Here is a 25,101-nt window from a genome sequence, read left to right on the forward strand (position 1 = left end):
CCGTCAAGGGGTGGTTTTTAATGAAGTGTTCACCACAAGATATTGTGGATCGGCCTGTGGAGACTGGGGAAAAGCGAGTCGCGCTGGAATTTCAATGGGTTGCTGCGGCAAGCGTAGGTCAAAAAGCCAAAACGGAAGAAAATCGTCTAGATTGCAGTTTTCGGGGTGGCTTTTCGCGTCCAAATACGCCTTGCGATTCGTCGTCGCGAATATGCTCAAAGAGCGTCGATCGCGATCGTCACCGTGGCGATGCCAATCGGTTGTCCGTCATCGCCCCTGATCATGAAACTCGCCTGCGTTTCCAGCAATTGTGTCTGCTCGTCCCGCTCGGCCCGGTCGATGAAGACCTCGTCCGTGCCGCGGGCGAAGGTCTTGAGAAACTTGTCTTCGTCGCCTTGCCAGTAGTCCGTGGTAGCGACGCTTTGCCCGACATTCAGCCCGTGGCGATCGGTAACGAAGATCTCGACGATCGTGCCCTGCGAATCATCTTGCTTGGATTTGAGGTAGCGCGACACCGGTTTGCCGAGAAGACCCTTTACCATTTGCCATTGGCCCGTCTGGATTTCCGAGCGATAGGTGTTGTCCAGCACCCTGACGTCCATGTCGCTGACATCACCGAACTTGGCGTTCTGCTCTTCTATGGCTTTGTGAACGATCGGCGCGGCGATGATCGGCTTGATGCGCTTTTCAACATACTCCCGCACGACCGACACATAGGCCGGCTCGGAATAGGCGGGATAGGGGGTCGAGTGGAACAGGATAGCAGCAACTGCAATCATGCCGACGTAGCGCCAACGCGTCATATCCATCCCAGCATCGCGTTTGCGACCGTGCCCCAGAGGTATCGTCCGGGCAGCGCCTCTGCCGCACCGGAATGTCAGCTGAGAATAAGGCGTCCGCGATCCCGCGGACAGCAGATTTCCGAATATCGGTAAATAAAGATTGGAACAATTTATGGTTGTTCCAACCTTATCGTTGCGTGCCGGCGATGCGGCTTAGCCGCGGCTACCCTTGGAGATCGGCTCCTGGTAGGTGAAGCCCATGTCCCACGGGAAGTAGATCCAGGTATCCTGGCTGACTTCCGTGACGAAGGTATCGATCGTCGGAACACCCTGCGGCTTGGCGTAGACGCAGGCGAAATGGGCTTTCGGCAGCAGCGTTCGCACTTCCGAGGCGGTCTTCCCCGTGTCGGTCAGGTCATCGACGACAAGCACGCTTTCGCCGCCATCGGCCAGAAGTTCGGACGCAATACCCTTGAGGAGCACCATCTCTCCCTGGTTCACGTAGTCATGATAGGACGCGACGCAGACCGTCTCGATCAGGCGAATGTTCAACTCGCGCGAGATGATGGCAGCCGGCACGAGGCCGCCTCGGGTAATGCAGACGATGGCCTTGAAGTCGCGCTTCAGGCCAGCGAGTCTCCAGGCAAGGGCGCGAGCATCGCGGTGGAACTGATCCCAGGAAACAGGGAAGGCTTTATCGGGAAGGGACATTGGCTTGCTCCGCGGCATGAAGTGATGACACGCCGGTTGCCGGCGGCCGGACGCTCTTCCGCCGTTTTCGGTCAAACGCAAATCGCGCAGCCGAAACTGCGCGATGGAAGGACCGGGGCCGGAGGCGTCGTCGGTCGTCGCAATTAGCGGAATTTGGGGCTAAAACGCAAGCCCCAAGCTGATCCTATCGTGAAAGCAGAGTCAGGGCCGTCATCGACTGGAGCAGGGTCTTCGTGGTTCCACCGAAAATTAGCTGCCAAAGGCGCGAATGCGTATAGGCGCCCATGACAAGCAGATCGATGCTGCTGTCCGACAACCGGTTCTCGATCGCGGTCGATGCGTGCCTGTCGGTCGTCGTCGCCGTCGCGAGCGTCACTTTCACGCCGTGCCGGGCAAGCGTGGCTGCGATCTCAGCACCTGCCACCGCCGCGGACTGGAGCGCATTGTCAACAGGATCGACCGAAAATACCTCCACCTCATCGGCCGCCTTGAGAATTGGCAGCGCGTCGAAGGTTGCGCGCGCGGCTTCCTTGGAGCCGTTCCAGGCGATCAGCACGCGTTTGATCGGCTTCGGCTTGCGGATGACGAAGGGGATCATCAGCACCGGTCGGCCGCTGTCGAGAAGGAAGTTGTTCACGTCAACGTGGCTGTCCGACGGCTTTGCCGGGTCGGCCTGCGAAGCAATCAGAAGGTCGGCGCTACGGGCGCTTTCGATCAGCGGGGCGGAGCCATATCCGGTAGAGGAGGCGAAGCTGCGCCACTCGAAGGAAATGCCTTCGGTCTGGGCTTTGCGGCGAACGATGCGCTCGATGTCCACCGTCTCCGAATGCGCCATATCCTGCAGCGCCTGGACTGCAACGGGATCCGGTATCTCCATAGGGGCGACGAGAGGCACAACGGCAATGGTTTCGGCATGAAGGCCGATCACATGCGCGTCGTTGGCGGCAGCGATCGCAAAGGCGAAATCGGCGACCGCGGTGCAATTGTCGGCCGTATCGAGAATGGCGAGTATCGTTTTGTAAGACATGAGTTTCTCCTTGCGCGGCTAAAATCGGCTTTGGATAAGCAATGCTCCTTGTCGGCGTGTATCTCCTTGACCCAGATCATGGGCGGTTGGCTCGCGTGAAAGTCTATGCCTCCGCAGAACTATTTTCGAGCGTTTCTCGTTCCCTGCGAATGGTTTCGATCATCGCCCGGACATCCGCGCCGGCAGCATCGATAAGCTCCTGGGAGCGCCCGCGGACAACGATCTCCGTGGAGAACTTCTGGCCGACATAGCGCGGGTAAGAGCCGATGCTGGTTTCCGGATGTGCCTTCTGGATCGCGGTCAATGGCGTGCCGATGTCACCTTCGCCATAAGGGCACGACACGGCCAGCGAAAGGACCGGTGTGCCGGTCCGAAGTGTCGGAAGCACGGCATCGACCATGGCCTGAAAGACCTGCGGCACGCCGGCCATCACATAGACATTGCCAATGACAAAGCCCGGTGCCGTCGAAACAGGGTTCGGAATATGGCTCGCGCCGACCGGCATGCGCGCCATCCGCTTGCGTGCGTCGGTGAACTCCACCTCGCGGCGCTTGTACATGTCGCCGAGCAGGGTCATCGCTTCGTCATTGTACTCGCAAGCAACCCCGAAAGCCTTGGAGACTGCGTCCGCGGTGATGTCGTCGTGTGTGGGACCGATGCCGCCAGATGTGAACACGTAGTCGTACTTCGTCCGCAAGGCGTTCAGGGCGCCGACGATCGCATCCTCTTCGTCGCCCACGATGCGGACCTCCTTGAGGTCGATGCCGGCCAGAAGCAGCATGTCGGCGAGGTGGCCGATGTTCTTGTCCTTGGTGCGCCCCGAAAGCAGCTCGTCGCCGATGGCAAGGATCGCTGCTGTCACAATCTGGGTCATTGAATGCCTCTATCTTCACGGATGATTTGGCAGCAAACTTATACCAAACGGAAGAGACGGGAAGCCTTCCCATGGATCGCAAAAAAGTGAATGCGGGGCTGACATCGTCCAGTATGATTGAACAGTCCGTTTCCGGCGCCGTGACTGGCCGCACTCAATCGCCTGCGATAGCTATTTGCCACACGCACCATGCGTTTCGAGGCAATTTGCATGATCACCGAGTTTATCAAACGAATTCTGGTTGGCACGCCAAGCTCGTCACCAGCAGCATCACCGAAGAAGGAAACCAGGAAAATGGCTAAGGTTCTCGTACTTTATTACTCGTCCTACGGTCACATCGAAACGATGGCATATGCCGTCGCCGAGGGTGCGAAATCGGCCGGCGCCGAGGTAACGGTCAAGCGCGTTCCGGAGCTCGTGCCGGAAGAGGTTGCCAAGGCCTCGCATTTCAAGGTCGATCAGGCGGCACCGATCGCCAAGCCGGAAGAACTGGCCGAATACGACGCCATCATCGTCGGTGCCGGCACGCGCTTTGGCACCGTAGCTTCGCAGATGCGCAACTTCTGGGACCAGACGGGCAGCCTGTGGTTTGCCGGCAAGCTGGTCGGCAAGGTCGGCTCGGTATTCACGTCGTCGGCAACCCAGCACGGTGGCCAAGAATCGACCATTCTCGGCTTCATCCCGACTTTCCTGCACCAGGGCATGATCGTTGCCGGTCTTCCCTATGCGTTCCAGGGCCAGATGGGCGTTGACGAGATCAAGGGCGGATCGCCTTACGGCGCCTCCACGATCACGGACGGCGACGGCTCGCGCCAGCCATCTGCGGTCGAGCTGGAAGCCGCCAAGTATCAGGGCGCGCACGTCGCCAAGATCGCCGCCAAGCTCGCATAAGCCAAGCGTTCAAGACATTGAAGGGCGCGACCTAACGGTCGCGCCTTTTTTCTGGGAGCGATCGTCGCGCCTGTTGCGTGAATGCCTTGCGAGATGGCCGGGGCTATCTCACCGATGCCGCTTAGCTACCGACCCCATGAAATTTCGCTGCGTAAAAGAAGAGCGGTATCAGTACCGCAAATGCGATCAAGAATGCCGTGCCTGCTCGAAACAGTCGGAGGCGCCGTGTTTTCGCGCCGTCCCAATCGTAAACCATCGCCTTACTCCCACAAGACAAGCTTTACAAATTACACGCCAAAAGCCTCAGCTTTGAAGGCGCTGGCATAAAAACACATTCTAACATTGCAATAAAGGGGGCTCGTCGCAAACGTTCTGGTTGGTCACAACCAATTCTGGGCGCCCTGAAGCGCAGCGTTTCCCTGGAGATTGTGCTGGCGATGGTGCGGGCGGCGGGGGTCGAACCCGCACAGCCAAGGCCGAGGGATTTTAAGTCCCTTGCGTCTACCAGTTTCGCCACGCCCGCGTGCATGACCGCAATAGCTTGGCCGGCCCGTTTTGGAAAGGGCTGCAAACCACAAATCCGTCGCGCAAGATGTCTTCAATTCTCGTTCTCGGGATCGGCGTTTTTATACGAACCGCCGCCTTCGGTAGACGCGATTGACGCCGGCTAAATCTGCGTCACAGGCTGGCACGCGAGCGTTCATGCGTGATAGTCTGAGGCCAGAATATCTATAAAGGAGAACAAGATGAGCAGATTTCGGGCACTTTTGGCGGCTGGAGCGCTGGTCACTCTTGCTGCGATGGCGTCGGCCTGCTCGACCCCGCAAAATTCGATGGGATCTGCGTCTGGCTATACACCGGGTGATTCCATGAACATTGCATGCGCGCAAGGCTTCAGGCCGAGCGATAATCGTTCCTGCAGCTACTGATGCTGCCGGAGACGCAGGCAAACCAGCCTGCAATCTCCGATTTCATATCGTTGGCGTTGGCTCTTGCTACGCGCCCTGTTCGTCCGGTTTCATCGGGCGATACCGGTTGAGAACCGTCCCGGCGAGAACACCGAAGGACGCTCCGATGGCCTTTACTGCTGCGTCGTGCAGGCGCGCATGTCGGGTTGGGGACAGATACTGCAGATATTCGATCGCGACCGCACCGAAGATCAGGAGCACAGCTACTGCGAGCCAATGACGTGGGTAAGCCAGCGCAAACGCAAGGCCGACAACGAGGTAGGCGAGTGCACGGTCGAGATTGACCGACGTGATCGTGTGAGGACGCAGCCCGATGGGTGAAACGGTGACGAAAATGATGCCGGCGAGGAGGAACCAGGCGACCGGTCTGGCGAACTTGTATGTTATCATTGTTCTATTCTAGCGATGTTGCACTGCGTTGGAACCGCACAAATGCGTTATCAGACGCGGTTTTTACGCGTGCCGGTGGCTGCTTTTGCGCGACCGAACGGTTGCGGCCGAAAACGGACTTCATTCGGCTCTGCTCCTATGCGATAGCGAACCGCGCCAACAGCAAAGGATAGTGACCGTGGACAGACAGGATGTCGAAGCTGCCGAGGAAGCGATGCGCAGCCTCTTTCCGGCGACGCCGCTGCAACTCAACGAGCATCTTTCCGCCCGCTATGGCGCCGATATCTGGCTGAAGCGCGAGGACTTGTCGCCGGTGCGCTCCTACAAGATTCGTGGTGCGTTCAATTTCTTCCGCAAGGCGATTGGTGAGGGCGCGTCCGACAAGACCTTCGTGTGTGCCTCCGCCGGCAACCACGCGCAGGGCTTTGCATTCGTCTGCCGCCATTTCGGCGTTCCCGGCGTGGTGTTCATGCCGGTGACGACACCGCAACAGAAGATCGACAAGACGCGCATGTTCGGCGCCGAGTTCATCACCATCAAGCTGACCGGCGACTTCTTCGACCAATGCTACAAGGCCGCGCGCGATCATGTCGATGCGATCGGCGGCGTCATGGTGCCGCCTTTCGACCATGTGGATATCATCGAGGGGCAGGCGACCGTTGCCGCTGAGATCGAGCAGCAGTTGCCGGAGGGTACTGTTCCGGACCTGATCGTCATGCCGGTCGGCGGTGGCGGCCTTGCGGCGGGAACCAGCGGATATTTTCAGGGCGTTGTTCCGAAATCGGGGTTCGTCTTTGTCGAGCCGGCCGGGGCGCCGAGCCTGAAGCGCAGCATCGATGCCGGCGAGGTCGTCACGCTTCCCAAGGTCGACAACTTCGTTGACGGTGCCGCCGTTGCACGGATCGGCGATCTGAATTTCGCGGCCCTCAAGGACTTCTCCACCGATCAGGTCATGCTGATGCCGGAGAACGCGATCTGCGTGACGATCAGCGAAATGCTGAACGTCGAAGGCGTCGTGCTCGAGCCTGCCGGCGCACTGTCGCTGACGGCCATCGCCGCGATGGATCCGGCCGCGATCAGGGGCAAGACGGTCGTCGCCATCGTCTCCGGCGGCAACTTCGATTTCGAGCGGCTGCCCGACGTCAAGGAACGCGCGATGCGTTATGCGGGACTGAAGAAGTACTTCATCCTGCGCCTGCCGCAGCGCCCCGGCGCCCTGCGCGATTTCCTCAACCTTCTGGGGCCTGAGGACGATATCGCCCGCTTCGAATATCTGAAGAAGACGGCGCGCAACTTCGGCTCGATCCTGATCGGTATCGAAACCAAGGCGCCGGAGAATTTCGCGCAATTGATTGCGAACTTCGAGAATGCGGGCATGGGATTCGAAGACATCACCGAAAACGAGATCCTGGCAAACCTCATCATTTAACTTTGACGACACGAACCGGCGTGATAAAGGCGAACCATGGCTTCGATATTTTCCAGCATTCTCTCGATGTTTTCCGGCGGCGCGAAGCCGACGACGTCGGCGTCCGGCGTAGTATCCGATCCGCAGCTGTACGGCGATTGCACGATCTATGCCGAGCCGCAAAAGGAAGGCAGCCAGTACCGGCTGGCAGGGCGTATCGAGAAGGTTGTTGGCGAGGATGTCCTCGTGCGCAATTTCATTCGCGCCGACATGTTCTCCTCTTCTGATGATGCGATCGAATGCACCGTGCGCAAGGCGCAGCAGATCATCGATCAGAACGGGCCATCGCTCTTCGCCGATGGTGCGAAGACACGTCAGGTCTGATTATTCTGCTCTTTTGAGAGATAAACTGACGCGTCCGTGTCGGCCGCGCGCTGTTGCTCATCCAATCTTAAAGTATTGCAGCGAATCTTGTTGGCAGCAGGCTTTGCAGGACCGTGTTGTGCATCAGGATACAAGAAGACCGATCGTCATTCTTGCCGCTCAGGGAAGGTGCGGCGCGACCCGCCGCCATGCTGACCGATCGGCGACCGCGCTTCGGTTGAACGAAGCGGAACGGGGGACCTGATGGAAACCCTCAACCTCCTTCTTTTTGCAATCGAAGCCGTCGGTTACTTCGCGCTAATGGTGACGCTGCTGCATTTCCGCCACCGTCTCGGCCTGGGCATGTTCCTGACGGCGCTCGGCGTCATGCACTTCATGGAAACATATCTGGCAGCCGTATTTTATGTGCCGGTGCCCTTTGGCATCGTTTCACCCGGCTCATCGGTCTTCTTCGCTGGCAAGCTGATGATGATCCTTATGCTCTATCTGCATGAGGATGCCGCCGTTGTCCGCCAGCCGATCTACGGATTGTTCCTCGGCAACCTGCTGACCGCGGCGATCGCGTGGTTGCTGCAGTGGCATTCGATTATCGAGATCTCCGCCGGAAAGGCGCCCAACTTCGATTTCCTTAACGAGATGGGCGGACTGATGATGTGGGGGACGGCGCTGTTGTACCTCGATTCCATCGGGATCATTCTGCTCTATGAACGTCTGGGCCGCGTCTTCAAACGCAAGATCGTGCTGCGCTTCATGATCTGCGGCTTCGTCATGCTGACGTTCGACCAGGTCGGCTTCTTTGGAGCTTTGTATTACTTCGTCGGCGTGCCAGCCGCGGCCTTCTGGGGTGGCTGGAAGGCGAAGATGTTCGCGGTGTGCATATACACCGTGCTGTTCGCCATCTACGAACGCTGGATCCGCCGTGGCGTCAGCACCATGAGTGCGCGTCCGGTCGGCGATATTTTCCACGACCTGACGTTCCGCGAGCGATACAACGATCTCTTGAGCCGTACGGGCAGGGACGTTCTGACAGGTCTTTATGACCGTGCGCGCATGGAGATCGAAGCTCCGACGATGATCTGGGATTCTCTCAAGCAGGGGCAGTGTGCCACCGTGCTTATCCTGGACGTCGACCATTTCAAGGACGTCAACGATCAATTTGGTCACTTGCAGGGCGACGAGGTTCTCAAGGCCATAGCGGCGCGTCTCGGCACGATCCTGCGCGCCAGCGACCGGATGTTCCGTTTCGGCGGCGAGGAGTTCGTGGCCGTGTGCCCGGTCACCGATCATGCCGAAGGGGCGCGTCTGGCGGAGCGGTTGCGCTGGACGATCGCGAACAGCGTCAGCACGCCCGATGGCCGCCCGGTCACCGTCAGCATAGGCCTTGCTTCCGCCGACGAGGACGGCGTTAGCTTCACGACGGTGCTGTCGGTCGCTGACGAGAGGCTCTATCAGGCGAAGAAGAACGGCCGAAACTGCGTCATCGGTGGTTCCCGACTGGCCGAGGTCGGCTGAGCCGCCAACAAAAAACGGCCGGCAAGCCGACCGTCTTCTCAAATTTCTATCGCAGGCACCGATTAGGCGGCGAGGGCAATCTCTTCAGCGCGGGCCTTGGCAGCGCTGATGGCCTTGTCTGCTGCTTCAGGACCGAACGCGAGTCCTTCGACGTAGATGGTTTCGATGTCGGTGATCCCGAGGAAGCCGAGAACAGACTTCAGGTACGGTACGGCATGGTTCATGCCGGCTGCCGGGCCCTGCGAGTAGACGCCACCGGATGCCAGAACGACATAGACCTTCTTGCCAGTGGCAAGGCCGACCGGGCCGCTTTCCGTGTACTTGAACGTGCGACCGGCGCGGGCAACGTTGTCGATCCAGGTCTTCAGCGAGGAGTAGATGCTGAAGTTGATCAGGCCGGTGCCGATAACGATCGTGTCCGCAGCAAGGAGTTCATCGACCAGCGCATCGGAAGTCTTTGCGGCTTCGGCTTCTTCTGCCGTGCGTGCTTCAGCAGGCTTGCGGATGGCCGCGGTGAACAGGTCGTCGATATGCGGCAGCGGGTTGGCTGCGAGGTCACGGCGAACGACGACGCTGCCCGACTGCTGGGCCTGCAGCTTGTTCGCCAGGTCGACGGCGATGGTGGTCGAAAGAGACTCAGCACGCGGGCTGGAGGTCAGGAGCAGGATGGACGACATGACTGTAATTCCTCTCGTCTTGGGCTTTGGTGGTCCGCTTGGGAGGTCATGACCACTGGTTCGCGATGAGAAATATGTCTGGTGGGCTATCGAAAAAACTGTGATAATGTCGATCGAAACTATCTATGAATTGGATGGACGATGCTTCCCAATCCCACTCTTGATCAATTGCAGGTGTTCCTGACAGTTGCCGAAAGCGGTAGCTTCTCGGCCGCGTCGCGCGTGCTCAACCGTGCCCAGTCGGTGATCAGCTATACGATCGCGAATCTCGAAGCACAGCTTGAGATGCCGCTTTTCGAGCGGTCTGGAGCGCGTCAGCCGAAACTGACGGAGGCGGGCAGGGCGATGCTCGAGGATGCACGCCGGCTGATGACGGATCTGCATGTCATGCGTGCGCGCGTGAAAAGCCTGAAGGAAGGCCTGGAGGCCGAGGTTTCGGTCGCCATCAGCGTCATGGTTCCATCGCAGGCGATGGTCGATGTGTTGCGCGAGTTTCGCGATCGGTTTCCATCCGTCGCGCTGAATTTGACCGCCGGCGAACTTGGCATGGTCATGGACGCCGTTCAAAGCGGCAAGGCAACCATCGGGATCGGCGGAGCTGTTCTCAAGCAGGATGATTCGATCCTGATCGACAAGATCGGCCATTCCTTCATGATCCCTGTCGTGGCGGCCAATCACCCGCTGGCCCAGATCGATCGTCCGCTTACGCTCAGCGATGTTCGCGAGGAAGTGCAGCTTGTCGTCACCGATGCATCTGGCCTGACCAAGGGGCGGGATTTCAATGTGCTTTCCTACAAGACCTGGCGCGTCAGCGACATTGCAACCAAGCATGCGCTGATCCGCGGCGGTCTCGGTTGGGGAGGCCTGCCAGCGTCGATCATCCGCGAGGATCTGGTCAGCGGCGCGCTGGTCCATCTCGATCTTCGCGCCTACGAACAGGGCGAGTATCCGATCTATGCGATGCGGCGTATCGCCAACCCGCCAGGACCGGCCGCGACATGGATGATCGAGGCGTTTCGCTCGCGCCTGTCGGCATGCCCCAACCATGCGGATTTCACCGCGTCACTCAGCGAAATTCGCACGCCGGAGATACCTCTCGCAGCCGAATAGGCGAGAGGTCTTCCGGTTGTTATCGGGCCAGAACCGGCTTCACTTCACGGTGGAAGAACCGGAAGTAAGAAGAAACCTGGGCTCGCGCGTTGGAGTTCGTGTCGAACTGTATGCCGAGCCGGCCGTTGTGGGTCCAGCGGATGACGCCATGCAATATGCCAAGATCGTCCGCGAGCAACTGTACACGGCTCCCGGAGGCTGCGTGCAGTGGAGATCTGATCTCGAGTGCAACACCGCTCGTCGAGAGGTTTAGGATGCGGGCGTCGACTTCCTTGTTGAGATAACGCACCTTGCCGAATACACGGCACGGCTTTCGTTCGGCCTTGCGAGTAATGATATTCAGATTGCGCATCATGCGGTTCTCCCTCAAATGTGGAAGCATGATAGCAACGACAGATTGATATCGCTTTATTAGCGTGCATAAAATTGCACGCATTGAATTTACGTCCTGGCAGTGCCTCTGGCTGCGACCACGTGTTCACGCCAGATCGTGAATATGCCGGATGCCACGACGATTACCGAACCAACGATAGTGTTGAGATTGAGCGTCTCGTTGTAGACCGTGACACCGATGATCGAGGCGTAGACGAGCTGCAGGTAAGTCAGCGGCTGCACGGCCGCGGCGTCGAGCATGTCGTAGGCGCGGATCAGGAAGTAGTGGCTTGAGATGCTGGTCATGCATACAAGCGCCATCCAGCCCCAATCCCAACCCGACATCCAGGTCCAGTAGAATGGTCCGACCAGCGTCATGGCGATACCGCCGACGACGCCGGTGTAGAAGAAGCTGGTCATCGCCGGGTCGTCCCGGCTCACGAGGCGTGTCGCGATAACGTAGAAGGCGAAAAGAAAGCAGGAGAAGATCGCAAGCAGCAGCTTGAAATCGAAGAAGCCGCCTTCGGGCTTGAGGATCAGGAGCACACCGGCAAGGCCCGCACCGATTGCCGTCCAGCGCCGCCAGCCGACGCGCTCGCCAAGCAGCGGCATGGAAAGCAGGGCTATCAGGATCGGCGTACCTGCGAAGATCGCCTGCGAATGGGCGAGGCCGATAATTGCGAAGCAGCTGATCGCAACAACCACCTGCGCGGCGAGCAGAACACCTCGGATAATCTGCAGCACCGGTCGTTTGGTGCGAGCCGTCGTCCGGATCCCTCCGCGCATCTTCGACGCCAATAGGATTGTGAAAAGCGCAAACGCCCAATAGCGGATCATCGTGACGAAGACAGGCGGATATGTGCTTGCCAGGTGTTTCGAGATACCGTCCTGCAGCGAGAAGATGGTGATCGCCAGAAGGACGAAAATGTAGCCTTGCGTCTTCGATTTCATGGTCTGTTCTATGACTGCGGTATCGGCGGGTTCATCGAAACTTCTCGATCGCCACGAGACTAAAGACCGACATTCGGACGATCGATGATCTCGCGCAGCGCGAAGCTGGAGTTGATCTTCACGACATGGGGCAGGGCTGACAGCCAGTCGCGATGGATCCGTTCGTAGTCCTCCAGATCGCGAGCGGCGATTCGCAGAATGTAGTCGTATTCTCCCGACATGAGGTAGCAAACAAGGACGTTTGGACAGCGCTTCACCGCTGCCTCGAATTCGGCCAGCGTCTTCGCGAACTGGCCCGACAGCGAGATGTGCACGATGGCGATCATCTTGTAGTCCATGGCCTTGTGCGACACATGCGCATGATAGCCGCGAATGACATCGCTTCGCTCGAGTATATCGAGCCTTCGCGAGCAGGCCGATGCTGAAAGCCCGATCTTGGCGGCGAGATCGGCATTGGTGATGCGCGCGTTCGTCTGAAGCGTTTTCAGAATCGCAAGATCAATGGCGTCGAGTTCTGACATTCGAAGAACTTTCGATTTTTTCCCGATATCTGCAATATTCTTCGAAAAATCACGTTCGCGCAAATCCTCTTTGCAAGGACATTTCACAGCCACGGTGATTGGATTTCCCTGTCAAAACACTTCCGCAAAGCGGACATAAAATGAGAGGAACGCCAATGCGTGTCGGTTGCCCGAAGGAAATCAAGAACCATGAATATCGTGTCGGTCTGACACCCGCGTCAGTTCGAGAATACGTTGCACATGGTCATGAGGTCTGGGTGGAGACAAAGGCAGGCGCCGGTATCGGAGCCGATGACAATGCCTATATCGCCGCGGGCGCGAAAATCGCTGCCTCAGCCAGGGATATCTTCGCGAAATGCGACATGATCGTAAAGGTCAAGGAGCCGCAGCCATCGGAATGGGCTCAGCTCCGCGAAGGACAGATTCTCTATACCTATCTTCACCTCGCGCCGGATCCGGAGCAGACGAAGGGGCTCTTGGCCGCAGGCGTAACCGCTGTCGCCTATGAGACCGTCACGGACGAACGCGGCGGGCTGCCGCTACTGGCGCCAATGTCGGAAGTCGCCGGTCGCCTGTCGATACAGGCCGGTGCAACGGCGCTGCAGAAGGCCAACGGCGGGCTTGGTATCCTTCTCGGCGGTGTACCCGGCGTGTTGCCTGCGAAGGTCGCGATCATCGGCGGTGGCGTCGTGGGGCTGCACGCGGCTAGGATGGCTGCCGGTCTCGGCGCCGATGTCAGCATCCTCGACAAGTCGCTGCCGCGCCTGCGCCAGCTCGACGATATCTTCGGCGGACGCATCCACACGCGCTATTCGAGCATTCAGTCGCTGGAAGAAGAGGTATTCTCCGCCGACCTGGTGATCGGGGCAGTCCTGATCCCGGGCGCGGCCGCGCCGAAGCTCGTCACCCGCGAGATGCTCTCCGGAATGAAGAAGGGCGCAGTCATTGTCGATGTCGCGATCGATCAGGGCGGTTGCTTCGAAACTTCCCACGCGACGACGCATTCGGATCCGACCTATGAGGTCGATGGCATCGTTCATTACTGTGTCGCCAACATGCCCGGCGCTGTCCCGGTCACGTCGGCACATGCGCTCAACAACGCAACGCTGGTCTATGGGCTGGCCTTGGCCGATCGCGGGCTCCGTGCCATCGCCGAAGACAAGCACCTGAGGAATGGCCTCAATGTTCACCGCGGTCGCGTCACCAACAAGCCGGTAGCCGAGGCCCTTGGCTATGAACCTTACGCTGCGGAAAGTGTACTTAACGTGGCGTAAGTTAGGGGCGCACTGGAAGGGAAGCCGGCTGCATCGCTGCAGCCGGCTTCTTGCTATCTATCGATCCGGCACTGGTAGCAGTTATTGCGTGCCGAGCGCACGTGGACATAGGCGATATCGGCCCGATCGAGCAGCGTTGAGGCGTAGGCGGGAATGTCTGCGATCGGCGTAACGGCACCGGTGCCGTAGACAATCCTGTTATTGGCGCCATAGCCGCGAACGATGAAGTCGCGGCTTGTCGACAGGACCGGTGGTAGCACTTCGTCTGCGGCGTAACGCTCACAATGCTGTTTGTGCAGGAAGACCGGGCCGGTTTCGGCATAGGGCTGAAGTTCAGGGAAAGGCCGATAGGCAAAGACGAGGACCTCGTCGCCCGAAGCGATGTTTCGGAGGCAGTGGCGGCACGGATGGCCGGGGCCATCGGAGACCATTGTTTCCGGCAGGTTATCGTAGGCGTCGCGGCCACCGTTCCAGATGTGTGCGGCATCGGTCGTCGGCATTGCGGAAAACTGGACGGCAGGCATGGCAAATCTCCTTTGAGTTTCGCCATCAATGACTCCGGTGAAGGTCGCCAGCCACCCGATCCTTGCCGGTCAGCCCTTTTTCACGATCTCGAGCAGTTCCTTGTCGCTCAGCGGCCGCACGATCGCCGTGCCGGTCGAGACGGGCGAGAAGCCGAACATCTGATAGAGCTGCAGCGCCCTCGGATGGTCGAGGCTATTGGTCGTGGTGATCACCCGCCTCGGATTGTGCGTCCAGATCGCATAGAGCGCCTGCAACAGGAACCATTTGCCGATACCAAGACCGAGCGCATGCTCGATCAGGCCGAAATGGCTAAGCTCGATCGTGTCTTCATCCTCAACGAGATACTCGTAGAAGCCGGCCGGAGCACCATTCACGTAGAGCACGCTGATTGTATTGCGCTTGTCGTGCAGGACCGCGGCAAGGTCTTCCTCGCTCATCCGCAACCGGTCGACCCACTGCCAGCGGGCACCGACCTGGCGGTAGAGGTGGCGGTAGAACGCCGGCGGGATTCCCGGCGCGCGCATGATCGCTGTCTGGATGTTGACGGGCACCGGCAGGCTTGTCTTCGGCGGTGCCGTCATCTCGAGACGCGTGACGTGGGCTTTCAGTGACGAAGGTGTTTTTCCCATGGCGATCAGGCTTTGACCGTTTCGGGCGGCCCGGTGACCACGGGTGTATCCTCGCGGCTACCCCACTCGCTCCAAGAGCCGTCATAAAGCTTGTTGTCGGCATGGCCGAGCGATTCCAGCGCCAGTGTAATGATGGCCGCCGTGATCCCGGAACCGCAGGACGTTACCACCGGTTTCGACAGATTTATGCCGGCACTCTCGATCGTCTGCTTCAACTCGGGCAAGGACTTGAAGCGGCCCTGGTTTGCGAAAACACCCGATGGAAGGCTGCGTGCGCCCGGCATATGGCCAGATCGCATGCCGGCGCGCGGCTCGGGCTCCGTTGCGGCGAAGCGGCCCGCGCTGCGGGCGTCGGCTATCTGGAGAGTGCCGCCGGAGACGATTGCCTTCATGGCCTCCAGCTTGACGACACGCTTGTCGTCATACGCGGGGGTAAACGTCTTCGGCTCATAGCGCTGTACGATCGTTCCGAGTGGGCGCCCCTCGGCCTTCCAGCCATCCAGCCCGCCATCGAGCACGAAGACGTTCTTCGCGCCCATCACGCGAAACAGCCACCAGACGCGCGGCGAGGCAAAGAGGCCGATGCCGTCATAGACGACGATCCGGTCATTTTCTCCAATGCCGAGCTTGCCGACTTCGGCGGCGAACTGCTCGGGCGTGGGGATCGTGTGCGGCAACGGTACGGAATGATCGGCGATCTTGTCCTGATCGAAACGGATGGCGCCGGGGATGTGGCCAGCTGTATATTCGGCGTCAGCATCGCGCTTCTGGGCTGGAAGATAAAAGGAGGCATCCAGTACGCGCAGATCAGGCTTTCCGAGTTCTGCCTGCAGCCAGTCGGCGGACACGACAAAACGGCTCTTCTCTTCGCTCATTCCACTCTCCCTTATAATCAGGCTTCGTCACCGGGGGCGCCGAAGCGGATGCGAAAGCGCCGGTTCTCCTTGCCTTTTTTCTCGATCTTGGCGATGTGAATCTGGCCGACTTCCTGCGTTTCCGACACATGTGTGCCGCCGCACGGCTGGCTGTCAATCGCCGAGTTTTCGCCGATGCAGACGAGACTGACCCGCCCGAGGCCCATCGGCGGGCGCACGTTCTTGGACTTCACGATGCCGGGGTTGGCCGCCAACTCCTCATCGGTGATCCACTGCAGATAGACAGGATGGTTCTGGCCGACGAGTTCCATCAGCTTGGCGGTCACCTCGTCCTTGTCGATGGTGTCGGTCATGTCGAAATCGACGCGGCTTTCCTCTTCGCCAACAGCCGCACCGGTGATCGGGTAGGAGCAGACGACCGAAAGCAGATGGCAGGCCGTATGCATCCGCATCAGCTTGTAGCGCCGCGGCCAGTCGACATGCAGGACCAGGGCCTCGCCGACGCTCGGTCGCGCTTCTCCTTCGAGCGGGACATGGACGATGATATCCTTGCTCGCTCCGTGACGCGTCTGGCCAAGGGTGATCTTGCTGCCGTCTGTGCGTTCGAGAAAGCCGGTGTCCCCCGGCTGCCCGCCTGATGTGGCATAAAAGCAGGTCTGATCCAGCTCAATGCCCCCGTCTTCGTGAATGGCGGTTACGACCGCCTCGCATGTCGAAAGATAGAAGTCGTCACGATAGAGGGCATTGACGGGCATGGGGTCTCACGCTGCTGGTTCGTAGGGGATCTTCAGATCCGCCGACGCCGTCAGCCATGCCGGAACAGGCAAGCCCTTCGACGTCAGGAAATCAGGATTGAAAAGCTTGGATTGGTAGCGGTTGCCGTAGTCGCAAAGGATCGTCACGACGGTGTGGCCGGGGCCGAGGTCCTTGGCAAGGCGAACGGCGCCAGCGATGTTGATTGCCGTCGAGCCGCCAAGGCAAAGTCCCTCATGCTCGACGAGGTCGAACACGAAGGGCAGGGCTTCTGCGTCCGAGATGCTGTAGGCAAAGTCAGGCGTAAAGCCTTCGAGGTTGGCCGTGATGCGGCCTTGACCGATGCCTTCCGTGATCGAGGAGCCCGCGGACTTCAATTCGCCATTCTTGTAGAACTCGTAGAGGGCAGCGCCATCAGGGTCGGCGATGCCGATCTTGACGTCCTTGCTGAAACCTCGGAGACCAGCTGCGACGCCGGCAAGCGTGCCACCGGAGCCGACAGAGCAGATAAAGCCGTCGACCTTGCCGTTCGTGTCGTTCCAGATCTCTTTCGCCGTTGTTTCGATGTGAGCCTGGCGATTGGCGACGTTGTCGAACTGGTTCGCCCAGATCGCGCCGTTCGGCTCGCTCTTGGCGAGTTGTTCCGCAAGACGCCCGGAAACCTTCACGTAGTTGTTGGGGTTTTTGTAGGGAACGGCCGGCACTTCGACGAGTTCGGCGCCGAGCAGTTTCAGCGCATCCTTCTTTTCCTGGCTCTGGGTTTCGGGAATGACGATGACCGTGCGATAGCCGAGCGCCTTGGCGACAAGCGTCAGGCCAATTCCTGTATTGCCCGCCGTTCCCTCGACGATGACGCCGCCGGGTCTCAGCAGTCCCTTTTTCTCGGCATCGCGGATGATGTAGAGCGCCGCGCGATCCTTGACCGACTGGCCCGGATTGAGGAATTCGGCCTTCCCGAGAATGGTGCAGCCTGTTGCATCCGATGCGCCCTTGAGCTTGATCAGGGGGGTATTGCCGATTGCTTCGAGCACGGAGGGATGGAAGGTCATGGAATCTGCCTCTTTGGGACTCTTAGTTTAAGAACGGTCTTTTCCCTTCACAAGGCTAGGTTGGCAAGAAATGCTATTCCACGCCTGCGGCAAGCGCGATAAAATTACTCCTTATGACCCGCTGGCGTGGTGGATCCCGGATCGAGCGGTCCGGTTGTGATCCGCAGATTGACTTTCGGCGTATGGATGACGACAAAGCAGTCACTGAAAAGCGGAAACGACCGAAACGGTCATGGTTCACGAGCATATAGACACGATCGATGCACTGATGGCGCACTATGTGGCCGGTTCTCTTCCTGAACCTGCGCGCGTGCTGGTGGAATCACATCTGGAAATGAAGCCTGACAATCGCGGCCTGGTGACGGGTCTCGAGCTTCTTGCGGGCGAGGCGCTGGAGGATATTTCCGCGTCCCCGATCGGTGACAGGGATGCGCAGCTATCCTCGATCTTTGCCTCCGCCGCTCCGCGCGGCAGCCGTGGCGACAGAGCCGACAAGAGTTTTTTCCCCACATCGTTGCGCAACCTCGTCGGCTTCGACGTCGATAAGGTTCCGTGGAAGCGGAAGCTTCCCGGTTTCAGGGAGTATTCGGTCGATATCGACGGATGCGAGGTGAGCCTGATGTGGATCCGTGCCGGTCGCGCGCTGCCGGCCCACACGCACAAGGGAATGGAGCTCATCCTCATATTGGATGGCGCGTTCACCGACAGCCGGGGACGGTTCGGTCCCGGTGACATCTCGGTTGCCGACGAGACGGTCGATCATCGGCCGATTGCCGAAACGGATCGCCCCTGCATTGCTTTTTCCGTTTTGGATGCGCCGGTGAAGTTGACCGGATCGTTCCGTCAGCTGATCGGCGACCTCATCGGCTGAAAGCAGCCACAATGCCATGATAAAGGCATGAATCCGGGGGCACCACGGAACTCCCGGACCTGCTTCTGCGTTTCGCAATGCAGCCCGGAGGAGATTGCCATGCAAGATTTCGTCGCCCGCCCCGAACACGGAATTGTCTGGATTTCCGGTGCGAGTTCCGGGATTGGACGGGCGTTGGCGTTGAAGCTTGCGGGCGAGGGGTACAAGGTCGCTGTAACCGCTCGCGATCATGAAAAGCTGGTCGAGCTCCAGACGGAAGCAGGTCCGCTATCCGGCAGCATTGTCGTTCTCGATGGTGATGTCACCAATGCCGAAGACATGGAGCATGTGCTCGCTTCCATCGAATATGAGCATGGCGCGATGGCGCTGGCGATCTTCAACGCGGGCGTCTACCTGCCCGTCAGGGCCGAGGAACTGCGCCGGGATGATTTCGAGCGCAGCTTTGCCGTCAACCTGAATGGAGTGGTGAACTGCCTCGTGCCGGCGGTACGACACATGAAGGCGAAGGGACAGGGGCAGATCGCCATCGTCTCGTCGGTCACAGGCTATGGCGGCCTTCCGACAAGTGCTGCCTATGGCGCAACGAAAGCCGCCTTGATCAACATGGCCGAAAGCCTGAAGTTCGATCTCGATAAAATGGGAATCCGGATTCAGCTCATCAATCCGGGCTTCGTCGACACGCCGGCGACCAGGAAGAACGAATTTCCCATGCCCTCGCTGGTATCGGCCGACGAGGCTGCACATCAGATCTCGGCAGGCCTGAAGTCGCAGGCGTTCGAGATCACCTTCCCGAAGCGCTTCACCCTGATGATGAAGCTGTTAAGGCTCTTGCCCTACGGCCTCTATTTTCGGCTGGTCAATCGCTTCACCGGCTGGGATGAACGGTCACCCACCAAGCGTCACAGGCCGGTGATGACGCATCCCGCCGAATAGCCATCCAGCCCAACCGGCCGCCAGACGGCCAAGACAGACCGCTTCCGCAGCGAGGCGATCATCGAATTTCCGTGCGATTTGATTTCGGAGTGAAGCATAAACGAGGCGGATGGGGGCCAGACAGGAGGTCATCTGCCGACGGCCCACCATCCGCTCTCGTCAGCTCCGCGAAAAGACGACCTGACGGACGTCTATGTTTCGGGCGCGGAAGCCTGCTTCGCAATAAAACAAATAAAATTCCCAGAGCCGTTTGAAACGCTCATCGAAACCCAACGGACGAACGCGCTCCCAAACCGACCAGAAGCGCTCCCGCCATTCGGCAAGAGTTCGAGCGTAGTCTAACCCGAAACCAAAGTCCCTTACCAGTGACAAATTCACTTTCCGACCAAGTTCTGCAAGGTGATCGCGGGTCGGAAGCATGCCCCCGGGGAAGACATATTTCTGGATGAAATCCGGATTGCTGCGGTACTGCTCAAACGATTCCTGGCGGATCGTGATGATCTGCAGGCCGGCCTTGCCACCGGGTCTCAGGCATTGCTGCAACTTCGAGAAATAGGCCGGCCAGTATTTCTCTCCGACGGCCTCGAACATCTCGATGGAGACGATGCGGTCGTAAAGGCCGGTCTCATCCCGATAGTCCTGAAAGCGAAACTCCACCCTGTCGCTGAGCCCGGCCTTGCGGATCCGGTCTTCGGCAAAGGCAAGCTGCTCACGGCTGATGGTGAGCCCCGTCACCCGGCAGTTCAGTTCCGTTGCTGCGAACTCCGCGAAGCCGCCCCAGCCGCAGCCGATCTCCAGGACGTGGTCGCCTGGCCGAATGCCGGTTGCTTCCGCCAATGCCCTATATTTTGCATGCTGGGCGGATTGCAGATCGTTCGCGCCGGTCGAGTAGAGCGCGGACGAATAGGTCATCGTCGGATCAAGCCACTGCTTGTAGAAATCGTTGCCCAGATCGTAGTGAGCCGAAATGTTTCGCTTCGAACCGGCCTTGGTGTTCGCGTTCATCCAATGACGTACCCGCTCTGCGAACCGGACGATGCCACCCTTGCCGTTCGCGTAGTTTTGAGCGGTGTCCTCGTTAATCAGGAAAAGCTCAAGGAAAGCCGAGATATCGGGGCTGTCCCAGTCGCCGTCCATATAGGTTTCCGCGATGCCGATCGTGCCGCTTGCCAGCGCACGATAGGCAAGCTTCCAGTTCGCGAGACGGATGGCCGCGTCCGGTCCCGCTGCGCTCCCCTTGATGAGCACGGTGCGACCGTCCGGAAAGGTAATTGTCAGCGAGCCGTGCTTCAGCTGCAAGAGTGCACGCAACGCAAGCTTGCCCCTTAGCGGTACGCCTCTCGAAGCTCTTGCGATGTTTGCGGGCGACAGCAATATCGCGTCCCGCGCGAAAGAATCCCGATCCTGTGCATCCGTCATAATTTTCTCCTCCGGCATTATTCTTTTTGCCGGCTAAGGACGACGATCCGTTGGAATACCCCGCCCCCCGGCGATATATCAGAACGCTAATGTCATTCTGCTGCCTTCGCAACCTCATAAAAAGGCGTGATGCTGACCGGCGGTGGCGGTGGGGGACGTGAAATGTAGCGCGCTCCCCTCAACCAGAGCTTCAACGCTTCCCAATGAATGCCACCGAGGATCTTGAATGTCTGGAAGGGAATGCGCACCACAAGCCTTCCCAGCGTATGTGTCGTGAGCGGAAACTGGCGGCCCGAGAATGTCGCCGCAAGCAAGGGTCCGTCCGAGTCCGTTTCCAGAATACGCCAGCGGATCTCCTTGCCAGGCGGCAACATGCGGAAATGATACCGCATATCCATGCCGATGAAGGGTGAGACGTGGAAAAGCTTGTCACAGCTCTGGCGTACGCCTGCTTCGGACAGCTGTGTCTCACCGACAGGGCACAGATAGGTGTGACGCTCGCCGAAGGTATTGCGCACCTCGTAGATCATGGCCGTTAGTACGTCGCGATCGTCGTAAGCGTAGTAGACCGACAATGGGTTGAAGACGTGCCCGACAATGCGGGGGTAGCAGACCAGGAATATACGCTTGGCGCGCAAGCCGACCCTTGCAAGAAGTTCGTCCGCGTAGGCCCCTATCGGCTGCTCGCCGGAATGGTCGCTTTCATGAAACGAAACGAGATTTCGACCATTGACGGAGAAGAGGCGCGATACGCGATCTGCCTCTACGAGGCGGTCTAGGTCGATGCAGAGGGAAAAGACCCTGTAGCGGAATCGGTGACCAAAGGGCTTCATCCGCTGGTGCATGACATCGCCGACATAAAGGCATGCAGGGGCAGCCGGCGGTGGACCGTTACCCTCCATGCATACCCCAAGGCTTGCCGTTCTAGCAGTCATACGACGTCGTCCAGTTGCGTCTGGAGCGAATGTTGATCGCTCGCTTTCCACGGCGCCGTTGCCCCCAGTGCGGCGGCTGCCGCCAGCCCGGAGACAAGGCCGTCTTCGTGAAATCCGTGGCCGGTCCAGGCGCCGGCAAAATAGCTGTGGTTCTTTCCCTGGATGCCGGCAAGGGCTTTTTGCGCGGCAATGCTGTCCGCCGAGAATTGCGGATGCTCATAGCTGAACTCCGCGAACACCTTTCGGGAATCCGGCTCACGCTCGGGATTGAGCGTTACGAACAACGGGTACCTCGGGTCGATTCCCTGTAGCCTGTTCATCCAGTAGGTGACGGCAACGCCTGCTTCCCCGCTCGCCTTGCTTGAGCGCAGATAATTCCAGGACGCCCACACTTTCTGGCGTTGAGGCATCAGGCCGATATCCCGATGCAGCACCACCCTGTTCGGTTGATAGGGGATCGCAGCCAGCAATTTTCTTTCCTGGTCGTTGGCGTCGATCAGCATCCGGCTCGTTTGATCGCTGTGGGTGGCGAAGATGACCTTGTCGAACCTCTCCTCCGCGCCGCTTTCGTCGATGACAGTCACGCCCGCCTGATCGCGCATGACGCCATGGACGCCCACGCCGAGCCGCAGTTTGTCACCGAGCGGTGTCAGTAATTTTTCCAGATAGTTGCGGCTGCCACCGGTAACGGTACGCCATTGGTGCTGCTTGCTGTAGATGAGCCTGTGATTGTCGAAGAAGTTGACGAATTGCTCCGCGGGAAACTGCAGCATCTTTTCCGCAGGGCTCGACCAGATGGCGGCCGCCATCGGGACGAGATAGTTGTTCGTGAAACCCGGCGAAAAACCGCGCCAGTCGAGATAGTCGCCGAGAGACCGGGCAGCAAGGTGCCCGTCGGCGCGATCCCGAAGGCACATCCGGTTGAACCGGAGAATTTCGCGGATCATCAAGAGGAAGGTCGGCCGCAACAGATTGCGTTTCTGCGCGAAGATCGATGAGAGGCCGCCGCCGCTCCACTCGAGCTTGCCGTGATCGAGCGAGAGCGAAAAGCTCATGTCGCTGGCATGGGTGTGCACGCCAAGCCAGGCAAACAGCGCTGTCAGGTTCGGATAGTTGGGTTCGTTGTAGACGATAAACCCCGTATCGACCGGGATGCGCACGCCATCATAGTCCACGTCGACCGTGGCCGTGTGACCACCTGCGCGCGGGCTCTTCTCATAGAGCGTGACTTCGTGCAGCGGATTGAGAGCCCAGGCAGCGGACGCGCCTGAGATGCCGGAGCCGATCACGGCGATCCTCAGGCGTCGCTCAGGTTGCTGAAAATGTGCGTTCATGCGGCAGCCTTAGTGGCGTTGTACGCCTTCAGCGCTCCTTCTCGGGCGGTGGCGTGGTCAACCATGGGTTCCGGATATGTCTCGCCGAGTCTAACGCCAGCCTTCTCCAGCACGCTTGCCGGCGCTTCGAATGGCCGGTGAATGTATTTGCTCTCGAGTTTTGCCAGTTCCGGCACGAATTCGCGCACGTAGGCGCCGTCGGGATCGAATTTTTCGCCCTGGAGAACGGGATTGAAGATCCGGAAGAATGGCGCGGCATCTGCCCCTGAACCCGCTACCCACTGCCAGCTCGCCGCATTGCTTGCAGGATCGGCATCGATCAAGGTATCGCGAAACCACCCTTCGCCGCGGCGCCAGTCTATCAGCAGATCCTTGACGAGAAAGGACGCCACGATCATGCGCACCCGATTGTGCATGAAGCCATGCCGCCAAAGCTGGCGCATGCCGGCGTCGACGATCGGGTAACCGGTCTGACCACGCGTCCAGAGCCTGAATTGCTTCGCATCGTTCTGCCAGCTGAATCCATCGAAGCGATCATTCCAGTTGCAGTAGGGAAGCTTCGGGAAGTGATAGAGCAGGTGGTAGGAAAACTCTCTCCAAACCAGTTCCTTGCGGAAATGGATGATGTCGTCCGGCGATAGCGGCAGACCGCGCGTCGCCTCCCATATACGAGCAGGCGAGATGAGCCCCAGCGCAAGGTATGGGGAGAGCATCGATGTTGCCTGCTTTGCAGGAAAGTCCCGTTGCTCCTTGTAGCCTTGCATGGCGCCGTCCAGGAAATCGTCCAGTTTCGCCCGCGCCGCTTCCTCGCCGGGCTCCCAGACCTCGGCGAATTCGCCCGCCCAATCCGGTTTCACCGGAAGAAGCTTCCACGACGACAGGTGTTCCGATCGGGGCTGATGCGCGGCAAACCTGATCGAAGAGGGCGCATCGAGCGGACGATGAGGTTCGGGAGCACTCTCGAAGGCGCGCCAGAACGGCGTGTAGACCCGATAAGGCTGTCCAGCCTTGGTTAGCAGTTTCAATGGTTCATGCAGAAGCTGGCCACCGAAATCTCTGGCATCAACCTGGCGTCTTTCCAATTCGCGCAGGATGCGAAAGTCGATCGCCATGCCCGCCGGCTCGTAGCGGCGGTTCCACACGACCATCTGGGCTCCTGTGGATTCGATGAGATTGCTCAAGACCTCAAACGCATTCCCCGAGGTCAACATAAGCCTGCCGCCGAGGGCGGTGAGCGATGCGTCGAGCCGCTCCAGCGAATGATGAAGCCACCAGGCTTGCGCGGCGCCGAGCGGGCCCGTCCCCGCGGTTTCCGGCTCCCTGATGTAGAGCCCGATGACCGGTCGCCCCGATTGGCATGCTGCGTTGAGCGCATGATTGTCGTCGAGGCGCAAATCCTTGCGGAACCAAACTATTACCGGTTTTTCCGTGTCGTCTGCCAATGATGCCATTCCCGTTTTTTCAGTTTCATCCTGTTACGGATCGACGAAGGATCTGGATCAAAGGTTTCAGTTGGATGCGGAGAGAATTCCGCCGTCTATCTGGCTGTTGTTAGCGGGGCACAAGCGATGTCGGCAACCGGGAAATGCGCGGTCTGTCGTTCGACATGGATTTTCTAACCTTCGGCCCGGGCGTGGAGCGTTGTTTCTTTAGTCCATCAAAAACATAGACAATAATCGTGCCAGTATCGAAGCCGGTGCGGACCGACAGGAGAAAAGCATGAGCATTGTTCGACAGTTTGACCGCCTTTGCGCCATACGCGACCAATTGGAAGCGAGGCTTGACCTCCATGAAGCCCGCTTTTGTCTCGGCGGCGAGGATATTGATGACGGTACCGAACGGGATCTGCGGGAACGTATTCTTGAGGTGAGGGAGGAAATCTCCGCCCTCGAACATCGTCCGCGTTATTTCGACCTTTAGGCACGC

The 25,101-nt window shown here is 59.2% G+C and carries 29 protein-coding genes and 1 tRNA gene; 11 read left to right on the forward strand and 19 right to left on the reverse strand.

The genetic code is table 11. The features are described from left to right. Positions 1-215 precede the first annotated feature (215 nt). The 4 genes from A6U87_RS25880 to A6U87_RS25895 form a co-directional block, all read right to left on the reverse strand. Positions 216-803, reverse strand: coding sequence for a hypothetical protein (locus A6U87_RS25880; RefSeq protein WP_065694368.1), 588 nt, complete (start codon positions 801-803; stop codon positions 216-218). A 192-nt stretch (positions 804-995) separates the two neighbouring features. Beyond that, positions 996-1,493: a xanthine phosphoribosyltransferase gene (gene gpt, locus A6U87_RS25885; protein ID WP_065694192.1), complete on the reverse strand. Its 498-nt coding sequence runs from the start codon at positions 1,491-1,493 to the stop codon at positions 996-998. A 184-nt stretch (positions 1,494-1,677) separates the two neighbouring features. After that, positions 1,678-2,520 carry a universal stress protein gene (locus A6U87_RS25890; protein WP_065694193.1) on the reverse strand — a complete coding sequence of 281 codons (843 nt, stop codon included), beginning with the start codon at positions 2,518-2,520 and terminating at the stop codon, positions 1,678-1,680. Between the two features lie 103 nt (positions 2,521-2,623). Beyond that, the gene (locus A6U87_RS25895; protein ID WP_065694194.1) at positions 2,624-3,394 is read right to left on the reverse strand and encodes a competence/damage-inducible protein A; all 771 of its coding nucleotides are present in this window, start codon (positions 3,392-3,394) and stop codon (positions 2,624-2,626) included. 71 nt (positions 3,395-3,465) lie between these two features. Here A6U87_RS25895 and A6U87_RS29820 point away from each other — a divergent pair, with 71 nt between their 5' ends. Together A6U87_RS29820 and wrbA are read left to right on the forward strand one after the other, a co-directional pair. After that, a complete protein-coding gene (locus A6U87_RS29820; RefSeq protein ID WP_141684050.1) occupies positions 3,466-3,696 on the forward strand; it encodes a hypothetical protein in 231 nt (76 codons plus the stop codon). Then, a complete protein-coding gene (gene wrbA, locus A6U87_RS25900; RefSeq protein ID WP_065694195.1) occupies positions 3,689-4,285 on the forward strand; it encodes an NAD(P)H:quinone oxidoreductase type IV in 597 nt (198 codons plus the stop codon). The genes A6U87_RS29820 and wrbA overlap by 8 nt, the downstream gene beginning before the upstream one ends. Before the next feature lie 438 nt (positions 4,286-4,723). Here the strand turns inward: wrbA and A6U87_RS25905 are convergent. Further along, a tRNA-Leu gene (locus A6U87_RS25905) sits at positions 4,724-4,808 on the reverse strand. Positions 4,809-5,031: 223 nt separating this feature from the next. Here A6U87_RS25905 and A6U87_RS30540 point away from each other — a divergent pair. Continuing rightward, entirely contained in the window at positions 5,032-5,214 is a 183-nt protein-coding gene (locus tag A6U87_RS30540) for a hypothetical protein (protein ID WP_083199679.1), read from the forward strand. A gap of 66 nt (positions 5,215-5,280) precedes the next feature. Here the strand turns inward: A6U87_RS30540 and A6U87_RS25910 are convergent, their stop codons facing one another. Continuing rightward, positions 5,281-5,643 (reverse strand): antibiotic resistance protein VanZ, encoded by a 363-nt coding sequence (locus A6U87_RS25910; protein WP_065694196.1) that lies wholly within the window; start codon positions 5,641-5,643, stop codon positions 5,281-5,283. Between the two features lie 178 nt (positions 5,644-5,821). Here A6U87_RS25910 and ilvA point away from each other — a divergent pair, with 178 nt between their 5' ends. The 3 genes from ilvA (at position 5,822) to A6U87_RS25925 (ending at position 8,947) form a co-directional block, all read left to right on the forward strand. Beyond that, a complete protein-coding gene (gene ilvA / locus A6U87_RS25915) occupies positions 5,822-7,072 on the forward strand; it encodes a threonine ammonia-lyase (RefSeq protein ID WP_065694369.1) in 1,251 nt (416 codons plus the stop codon). A 36-nt stretch (positions 7,073-7,108) separates the two neighbouring features. Then, entirely contained in the window at positions 7,109-7,435 is a 327-nt protein-coding gene (locus A6U87_RS25920; RefSeq protein WP_065694197.1) for an HlyU family transcriptional regulator, read from the forward strand. 240 nt (positions 7,436-7,675) lie between these two features. Beyond that, positions 7,676-8,947 carry a diguanylate cyclase gene (locus A6U87_RS25925; RefSeq protein ID WP_198928769.1) on the forward strand — a complete coding sequence of 424 codons (1,272 nt, stop codon included), beginning with the start codon at positions 7,676-7,678 and terminating at the stop codon, positions 8,945-8,947. A gap of 62 nt (positions 8,948-9,009) precedes the next feature. Here the strand turns inward: A6U87_RS25925 and A6U87_RS25930 are convergent, their stop codons facing one another. Continuing rightward, a complete protein-coding gene (locus A6U87_RS25930; protein WP_065694199.1) occupies positions 9,010-9,624 on the reverse strand; it encodes an FMN-dependent NADH-azoreductase in 615 nt (204 codons plus the stop codon). A gap of 141 nt (positions 9,625-9,765) precedes the next feature. On the opposite strand from A6U87_RS25930, the gene A6U87_RS25935 reads away from it, so the two are divergent. Beyond that, positions 9,766-10,734: a LysR family transcriptional regulator gene (locus tag A6U87_RS25935; RefSeq protein ID WP_065694200.1), complete on the forward strand. Its 969-nt coding sequence runs from the start codon at positions 9,766-9,768 to the stop codon at positions 10,732-10,734. 19 nt (positions 10,735-10,753) lie between these two features. On the opposite strand, the gene A6U87_RS25940 is transcribed toward A6U87_RS25935, so the two are convergent. The 3 genes from A6U87_RS25940 to A6U87_RS25950 all read right to left on the reverse strand — a co-directional run bounded on the left by A6U87_RS25940 (position 10,754) and on the right by A6U87_RS25950 (position 12,578). Further along, positions 10,754-11,089, reverse strand: coding sequence for a PilZ domain-containing protein (locus A6U87_RS25940; protein WP_065694201.1), 336 nt, complete (start codon positions 11,087-11,089; stop codon positions 10,754-10,756). An 86-nt stretch (positions 11,090-11,175) separates the two neighbouring features. Next, complete coding sequence (locus tag A6U87_RS25945) at positions 11,176-12,057, reverse strand: DMT family transporter (protein WP_065694202.1); 882 nt, start codon at positions 12,055-12,057, stop codon at positions 11,176-11,178. A gap of 59 nt (positions 12,058-12,116) precedes the next feature. After that, complete coding sequence (locus A6U87_RS25950; RefSeq protein WP_065694203.1) at positions 12,117-12,578, reverse strand: Lrp/AsnC family transcriptional regulator; 462 nt, start codon at positions 12,576-12,578, stop codon at positions 12,117-12,119. Between the two features lie 155 nt (positions 12,579-12,733). On the opposite strand from A6U87_RS25950, the gene ald reads away from it, so the two are divergent. Next, a complete protein-coding gene (gene ald, locus A6U87_RS25955) occupies positions 12,734-13,852 on the forward strand; it encodes an alanine dehydrogenase (RefSeq protein ID WP_065694204.1) in 1,119 nt (372 codons plus the stop codon). Positions 13,853-13,905: 53 nt separating this feature from the next. On the opposite strand, the gene A6U87_RS25960 is transcribed toward ald, so the two are convergent. From A6U87_RS25960 to A6U87_RS25980, 5 genes are all read right to left on the reverse strand, one after another. Continuing rightward, entirely contained in the window at positions 13,906-14,376 is a 471-nt protein-coding gene (locus A6U87_RS25960) for a DUF1203 domain-containing protein (RefSeq protein ID WP_065694205.1), read from the reverse strand. Between the two features lie 69 nt (positions 14,377-14,445). Beyond that, a complete protein-coding gene (locus tag A6U87_RS25965) occupies positions 14,446-15,006 on the reverse strand; it encodes a GNAT family N-acetyltransferase (protein ID WP_065694206.1) in 561 nt (186 codons plus the stop codon). A gap of 5 nt (positions 15,007-15,011) precedes the next feature. After that, a complete protein-coding gene (sseA, locus tag A6U87_RS25970) occupies positions 15,012-15,881 on the reverse strand; it encodes a 3-mercaptopyruvate sulfurtransferase (protein ID WP_065694207.1) in 870 nt (289 codons plus the stop codon). Between the two features lie 17 nt (positions 15,882-15,898). Then, positions 15,899-16,636 carry an alanyl-tRNA editing protein gene (locus tag A6U87_RS25975; RefSeq protein ID WP_065694208.1) on the reverse strand — a complete coding sequence of 246 codons (738 nt, stop codon included), beginning with the start codon at positions 16,634-16,636 and terminating at the stop codon, positions 15,899-15,901. Positions 16,637-16,642: 6 nt separating this feature from the next. Beyond that, on the reverse strand, positions 16,643-17,683 hold the full coding sequence (locus A6U87_RS25980) for a cysteine synthase A (protein WP_065694209.1): 1,041 nt from the start codon (positions 17,681-17,683) through the stop codon (positions 16,643-16,645). 232 nt (positions 17,684-17,915) lie between these two features. Between A6U87_RS25980 and A6U87_RS25985 the strand changes: the two genes are divergently transcribed. After that, entirely contained in the window at positions 17,916-18,554 is a 639-nt protein-coding gene (locus A6U87_RS25985; RefSeq protein WP_065694210.1) for a ChrR family anti-sigma-E factor, read from the forward strand. Between the two features lie 99 nt (positions 18,555-18,653). Beyond that, positions 18,654-19,487: an SDR family NAD(P)-dependent oxidoreductase gene (locus A6U87_RS25990; protein WP_065694211.1), complete on the forward strand. Its 834-nt coding sequence runs from the start codon at positions 18,654-18,656 to the stop codon at positions 19,485-19,487. 159 nt (positions 19,488-19,646) lie between these two features. Here A6U87_RS25990 and A6U87_RS25995 read toward each other — a convergent pair whose 3' ends face one another. From A6U87_RS25995 to A6U87_RS26010, 4 genes are all read right to left on the reverse strand, one after another. Further along, positions 19,647-20,906 (reverse strand): cyclopropane-fatty-acyl-phospholipid synthase family protein, encoded by a 1,260-nt coding sequence (locus A6U87_RS25995; protein WP_065694212.1) that lies wholly within the window; start codon positions 20,904-20,906, stop codon positions 19,647-19,649. A 92-nt stretch (positions 20,907-20,998) separates the two neighbouring features. Continuing rightward, entirely contained in the window at positions 20,999-21,841 is an 843-nt protein-coding gene (locus A6U87_RS26000) for a DUF1365 domain-containing protein (protein WP_065694213.1), read from the reverse strand. After that, entirely contained in the window at positions 21,838-23,175 is a 1,338-nt protein-coding gene (locus A6U87_RS26005) for an NAD(P)/FAD-dependent oxidoreductase (RefSeq protein ID WP_065694214.1), read from the reverse strand. The genes A6U87_RS26000 and A6U87_RS26005 overlap by 4 nt, the downstream gene beginning before the upstream one ends. Then, a complete protein-coding gene (locus A6U87_RS26010; protein WP_065694370.1) occupies positions 23,172-24,617 on the reverse strand; it encodes a deoxyribodipyrimidine photo-lyase in 1,446 nt (481 codons plus the stop codon). Before A6U87_RS26010 ends, A6U87_RS26005 begins: the two co-directional genes overlap by 4 nt. Positions 24,618-24,894: 277 nt before the next feature. Between A6U87_RS26010 and A6U87_RS30545 the strand changes: the two genes are divergently transcribed. Next, positions 24,895-25,095 carry a hypothetical protein gene (locus A6U87_RS30545; protein ID WP_083199680.1) on the forward strand — a complete coding sequence of 67 codons (201 nt, stop codon included), beginning with the start codon at positions 24,895-24,897 and terminating at the stop codon, positions 25,093-25,095. Positions 25,096-25,101: the final 6 nt, after the last annotated feature.

Origin of the sequence: Rhizobium sp. AC44/96 (assembly GCF_001692185.1) — a bacterium.
GTDB lineage: Bacteria > Pseudomonadota > Alphaproteobacteria > Rhizobiales > Rhizobiaceae > Rhizobium.

Coding starts and splice junctions, on each gene's coding strand:
- A6U87_RS25995 (WP_065694212.1), bottom strand. CDS start 20,906: ATGACGGATGCACAGGATCGGGATTCTTTCGCGCGGGACGCGATATTG.
- sseA (WP_065694207.1), bottom strand. CDS start 15,881: ATGAGCGAAGAGAAGAGCCGTTTTGTCGTGTCCGCCGACTGGCTGCAG.
- gpt (WP_065694192.1), bottom strand. CDS start 1,493: ATGTCCCTTCCCGATAAAGCCTTCCCTGTTTCCTGGGATCAGTTCCAC.
- A6U87_RS29820 (WP_141684050.1), top strand. CDS start 3,466: ATGGATCGCAAAAAAGTGAATGCGGGGCTGACATCGTCCAGTATGATT.
- A6U87_RS30540 (WP_083199679.1), top strand. CDS start 5,032: ATGAGCAGATTTCGGGCACTTTTGGCGGCTGGAGCGCTGGTCACTCTT.
- A6U87_RS25990 (WP_065694211.1), top strand. CDS start 18,654: ATGCAAGATTTCGTCGCCCGCCCCGAACACGGAATTGTCTGGATTTCC.
- A6U87_RS30545 (WP_083199680.1), top strand. CDS start 24,895: ATGAGCATTGTTCGACAGTTTGACCGCCTTTGCGCCATACGCGACCAA.
- A6U87_RS25920 (WP_065694197.1), top strand. CDS start 7,109: ATGGCTTCGATATTTTCCAGCATTCTCTCGATGTTTTCCGGCGGCGCG.
- A6U87_RS25975 (WP_065694208.1), bottom strand. CDS start 16,636: ATGCCCGTCAATGCCCTCTATCGTGACGACTTCTATCTTTCGACATGC.
- A6U87_RS25940 (WP_065694201.1), bottom strand. CDS start 11,089: ATGATGCGCAATCTGAATATCATTACTCGCAAGGCCGAACGAAAGCCG.
- A6U87_RS25895 (WP_065694194.1), bottom strand. CDS start 3,394: ATGACCCAGATTGTGACAGCAGCGATCCTTGCCATCGGCGACGAGCTG.
- A6U87_RS25965 (WP_065694206.1), bottom strand. CDS start 15,006: ATGGGAAAAACACCTTCGTCACTGAAAGCCCACGTCACGCGTCTCGAG.
- A6U87_RS25985 (WP_065694210.1), top strand. CDS start 17,916: ATGGTTCACGAGCATATAGACACGATCGATGCACTGATGGCGCACTAT.
- A6U87_RS26005 (WP_065694214.1), bottom strand. CDS start 23,175: ATGAACGCACATTTTCAGCAACCTGAGCGACGCCTGAGGATCGCCGTG.
- ald (WP_065694204.1), top strand. CDS start 12,734: ATGCGTGTCGGTTGCCCGAAGGAAATCAAGAACCATGAATATCGTGTC.
- wrbA (WP_065694195.1), top strand. CDS start 3,689: ATGGCTAAGGTTCTCGTACTTTATTACTCGTCCTACGGTCACATCGAA.
- A6U87_RS25950 (WP_065694203.1), bottom strand. CDS start 12,578: ATGTCAGAACTCGACGCCATTGATCTTGCGATTCTGAAAACGCTTCAG.
- A6U87_RS25910 (WP_065694196.1), bottom strand. CDS start 5,643: ATGATAACATACAAGTTCGCCAGACCGGTCGCCTGGTTCCTCCTCGCC.
- A6U87_RS25890 (WP_065694193.1), bottom strand. CDS start 2,520: ATGTCTTACAAAACGATACTCGCCATTCTCGATACGGCCGACAATTGC.
- A6U87_RS25880 (WP_065694368.1), bottom strand. CDS start 803: ATGACGCGTTGGCGCTACGTCGGCATGATTGCAGTTGCTGCTATCCTG.
- A6U87_RS25960 (WP_065694205.1), bottom strand. CDS start 14,376: ATGCCTGCCGTCCAGTTTTCCGCAATGCCGACGACCGATGCCGCACAC.
- A6U87_RS25935 (WP_065694200.1), top strand. CDS start 9,766: ATGCTTCCCAATCCCACTCTTGATCAATTGCAGGTGTTCCTGACAGTT.
- A6U87_RS25980 (WP_065694209.1), bottom strand. CDS start 17,683: ATGACCTTCCATCCCTCCGTGCTCGAAGCAATCGGCAATACCCCCCTG.
- A6U87_RS25930 (WP_065694199.1), bottom strand. CDS start 9,624: ATGTCGTCCATCCTGCTCCTGACCTCCAGCCCGCGTGCTGAGTCTCTT.
- A6U87_RS26000 (WP_065694213.1), bottom strand. CDS start 21,841: ATGACTGCTAGAACGGCAAGCCTTGGGGTATGCATGGAGGGTAACGGT.
- A6U87_RS25945 (WP_065694202.1), bottom strand. CDS start 12,057: ATGAAATCGAAGACGCAAGGCTACATTTTCGTCCTTCTGGCGATCACC.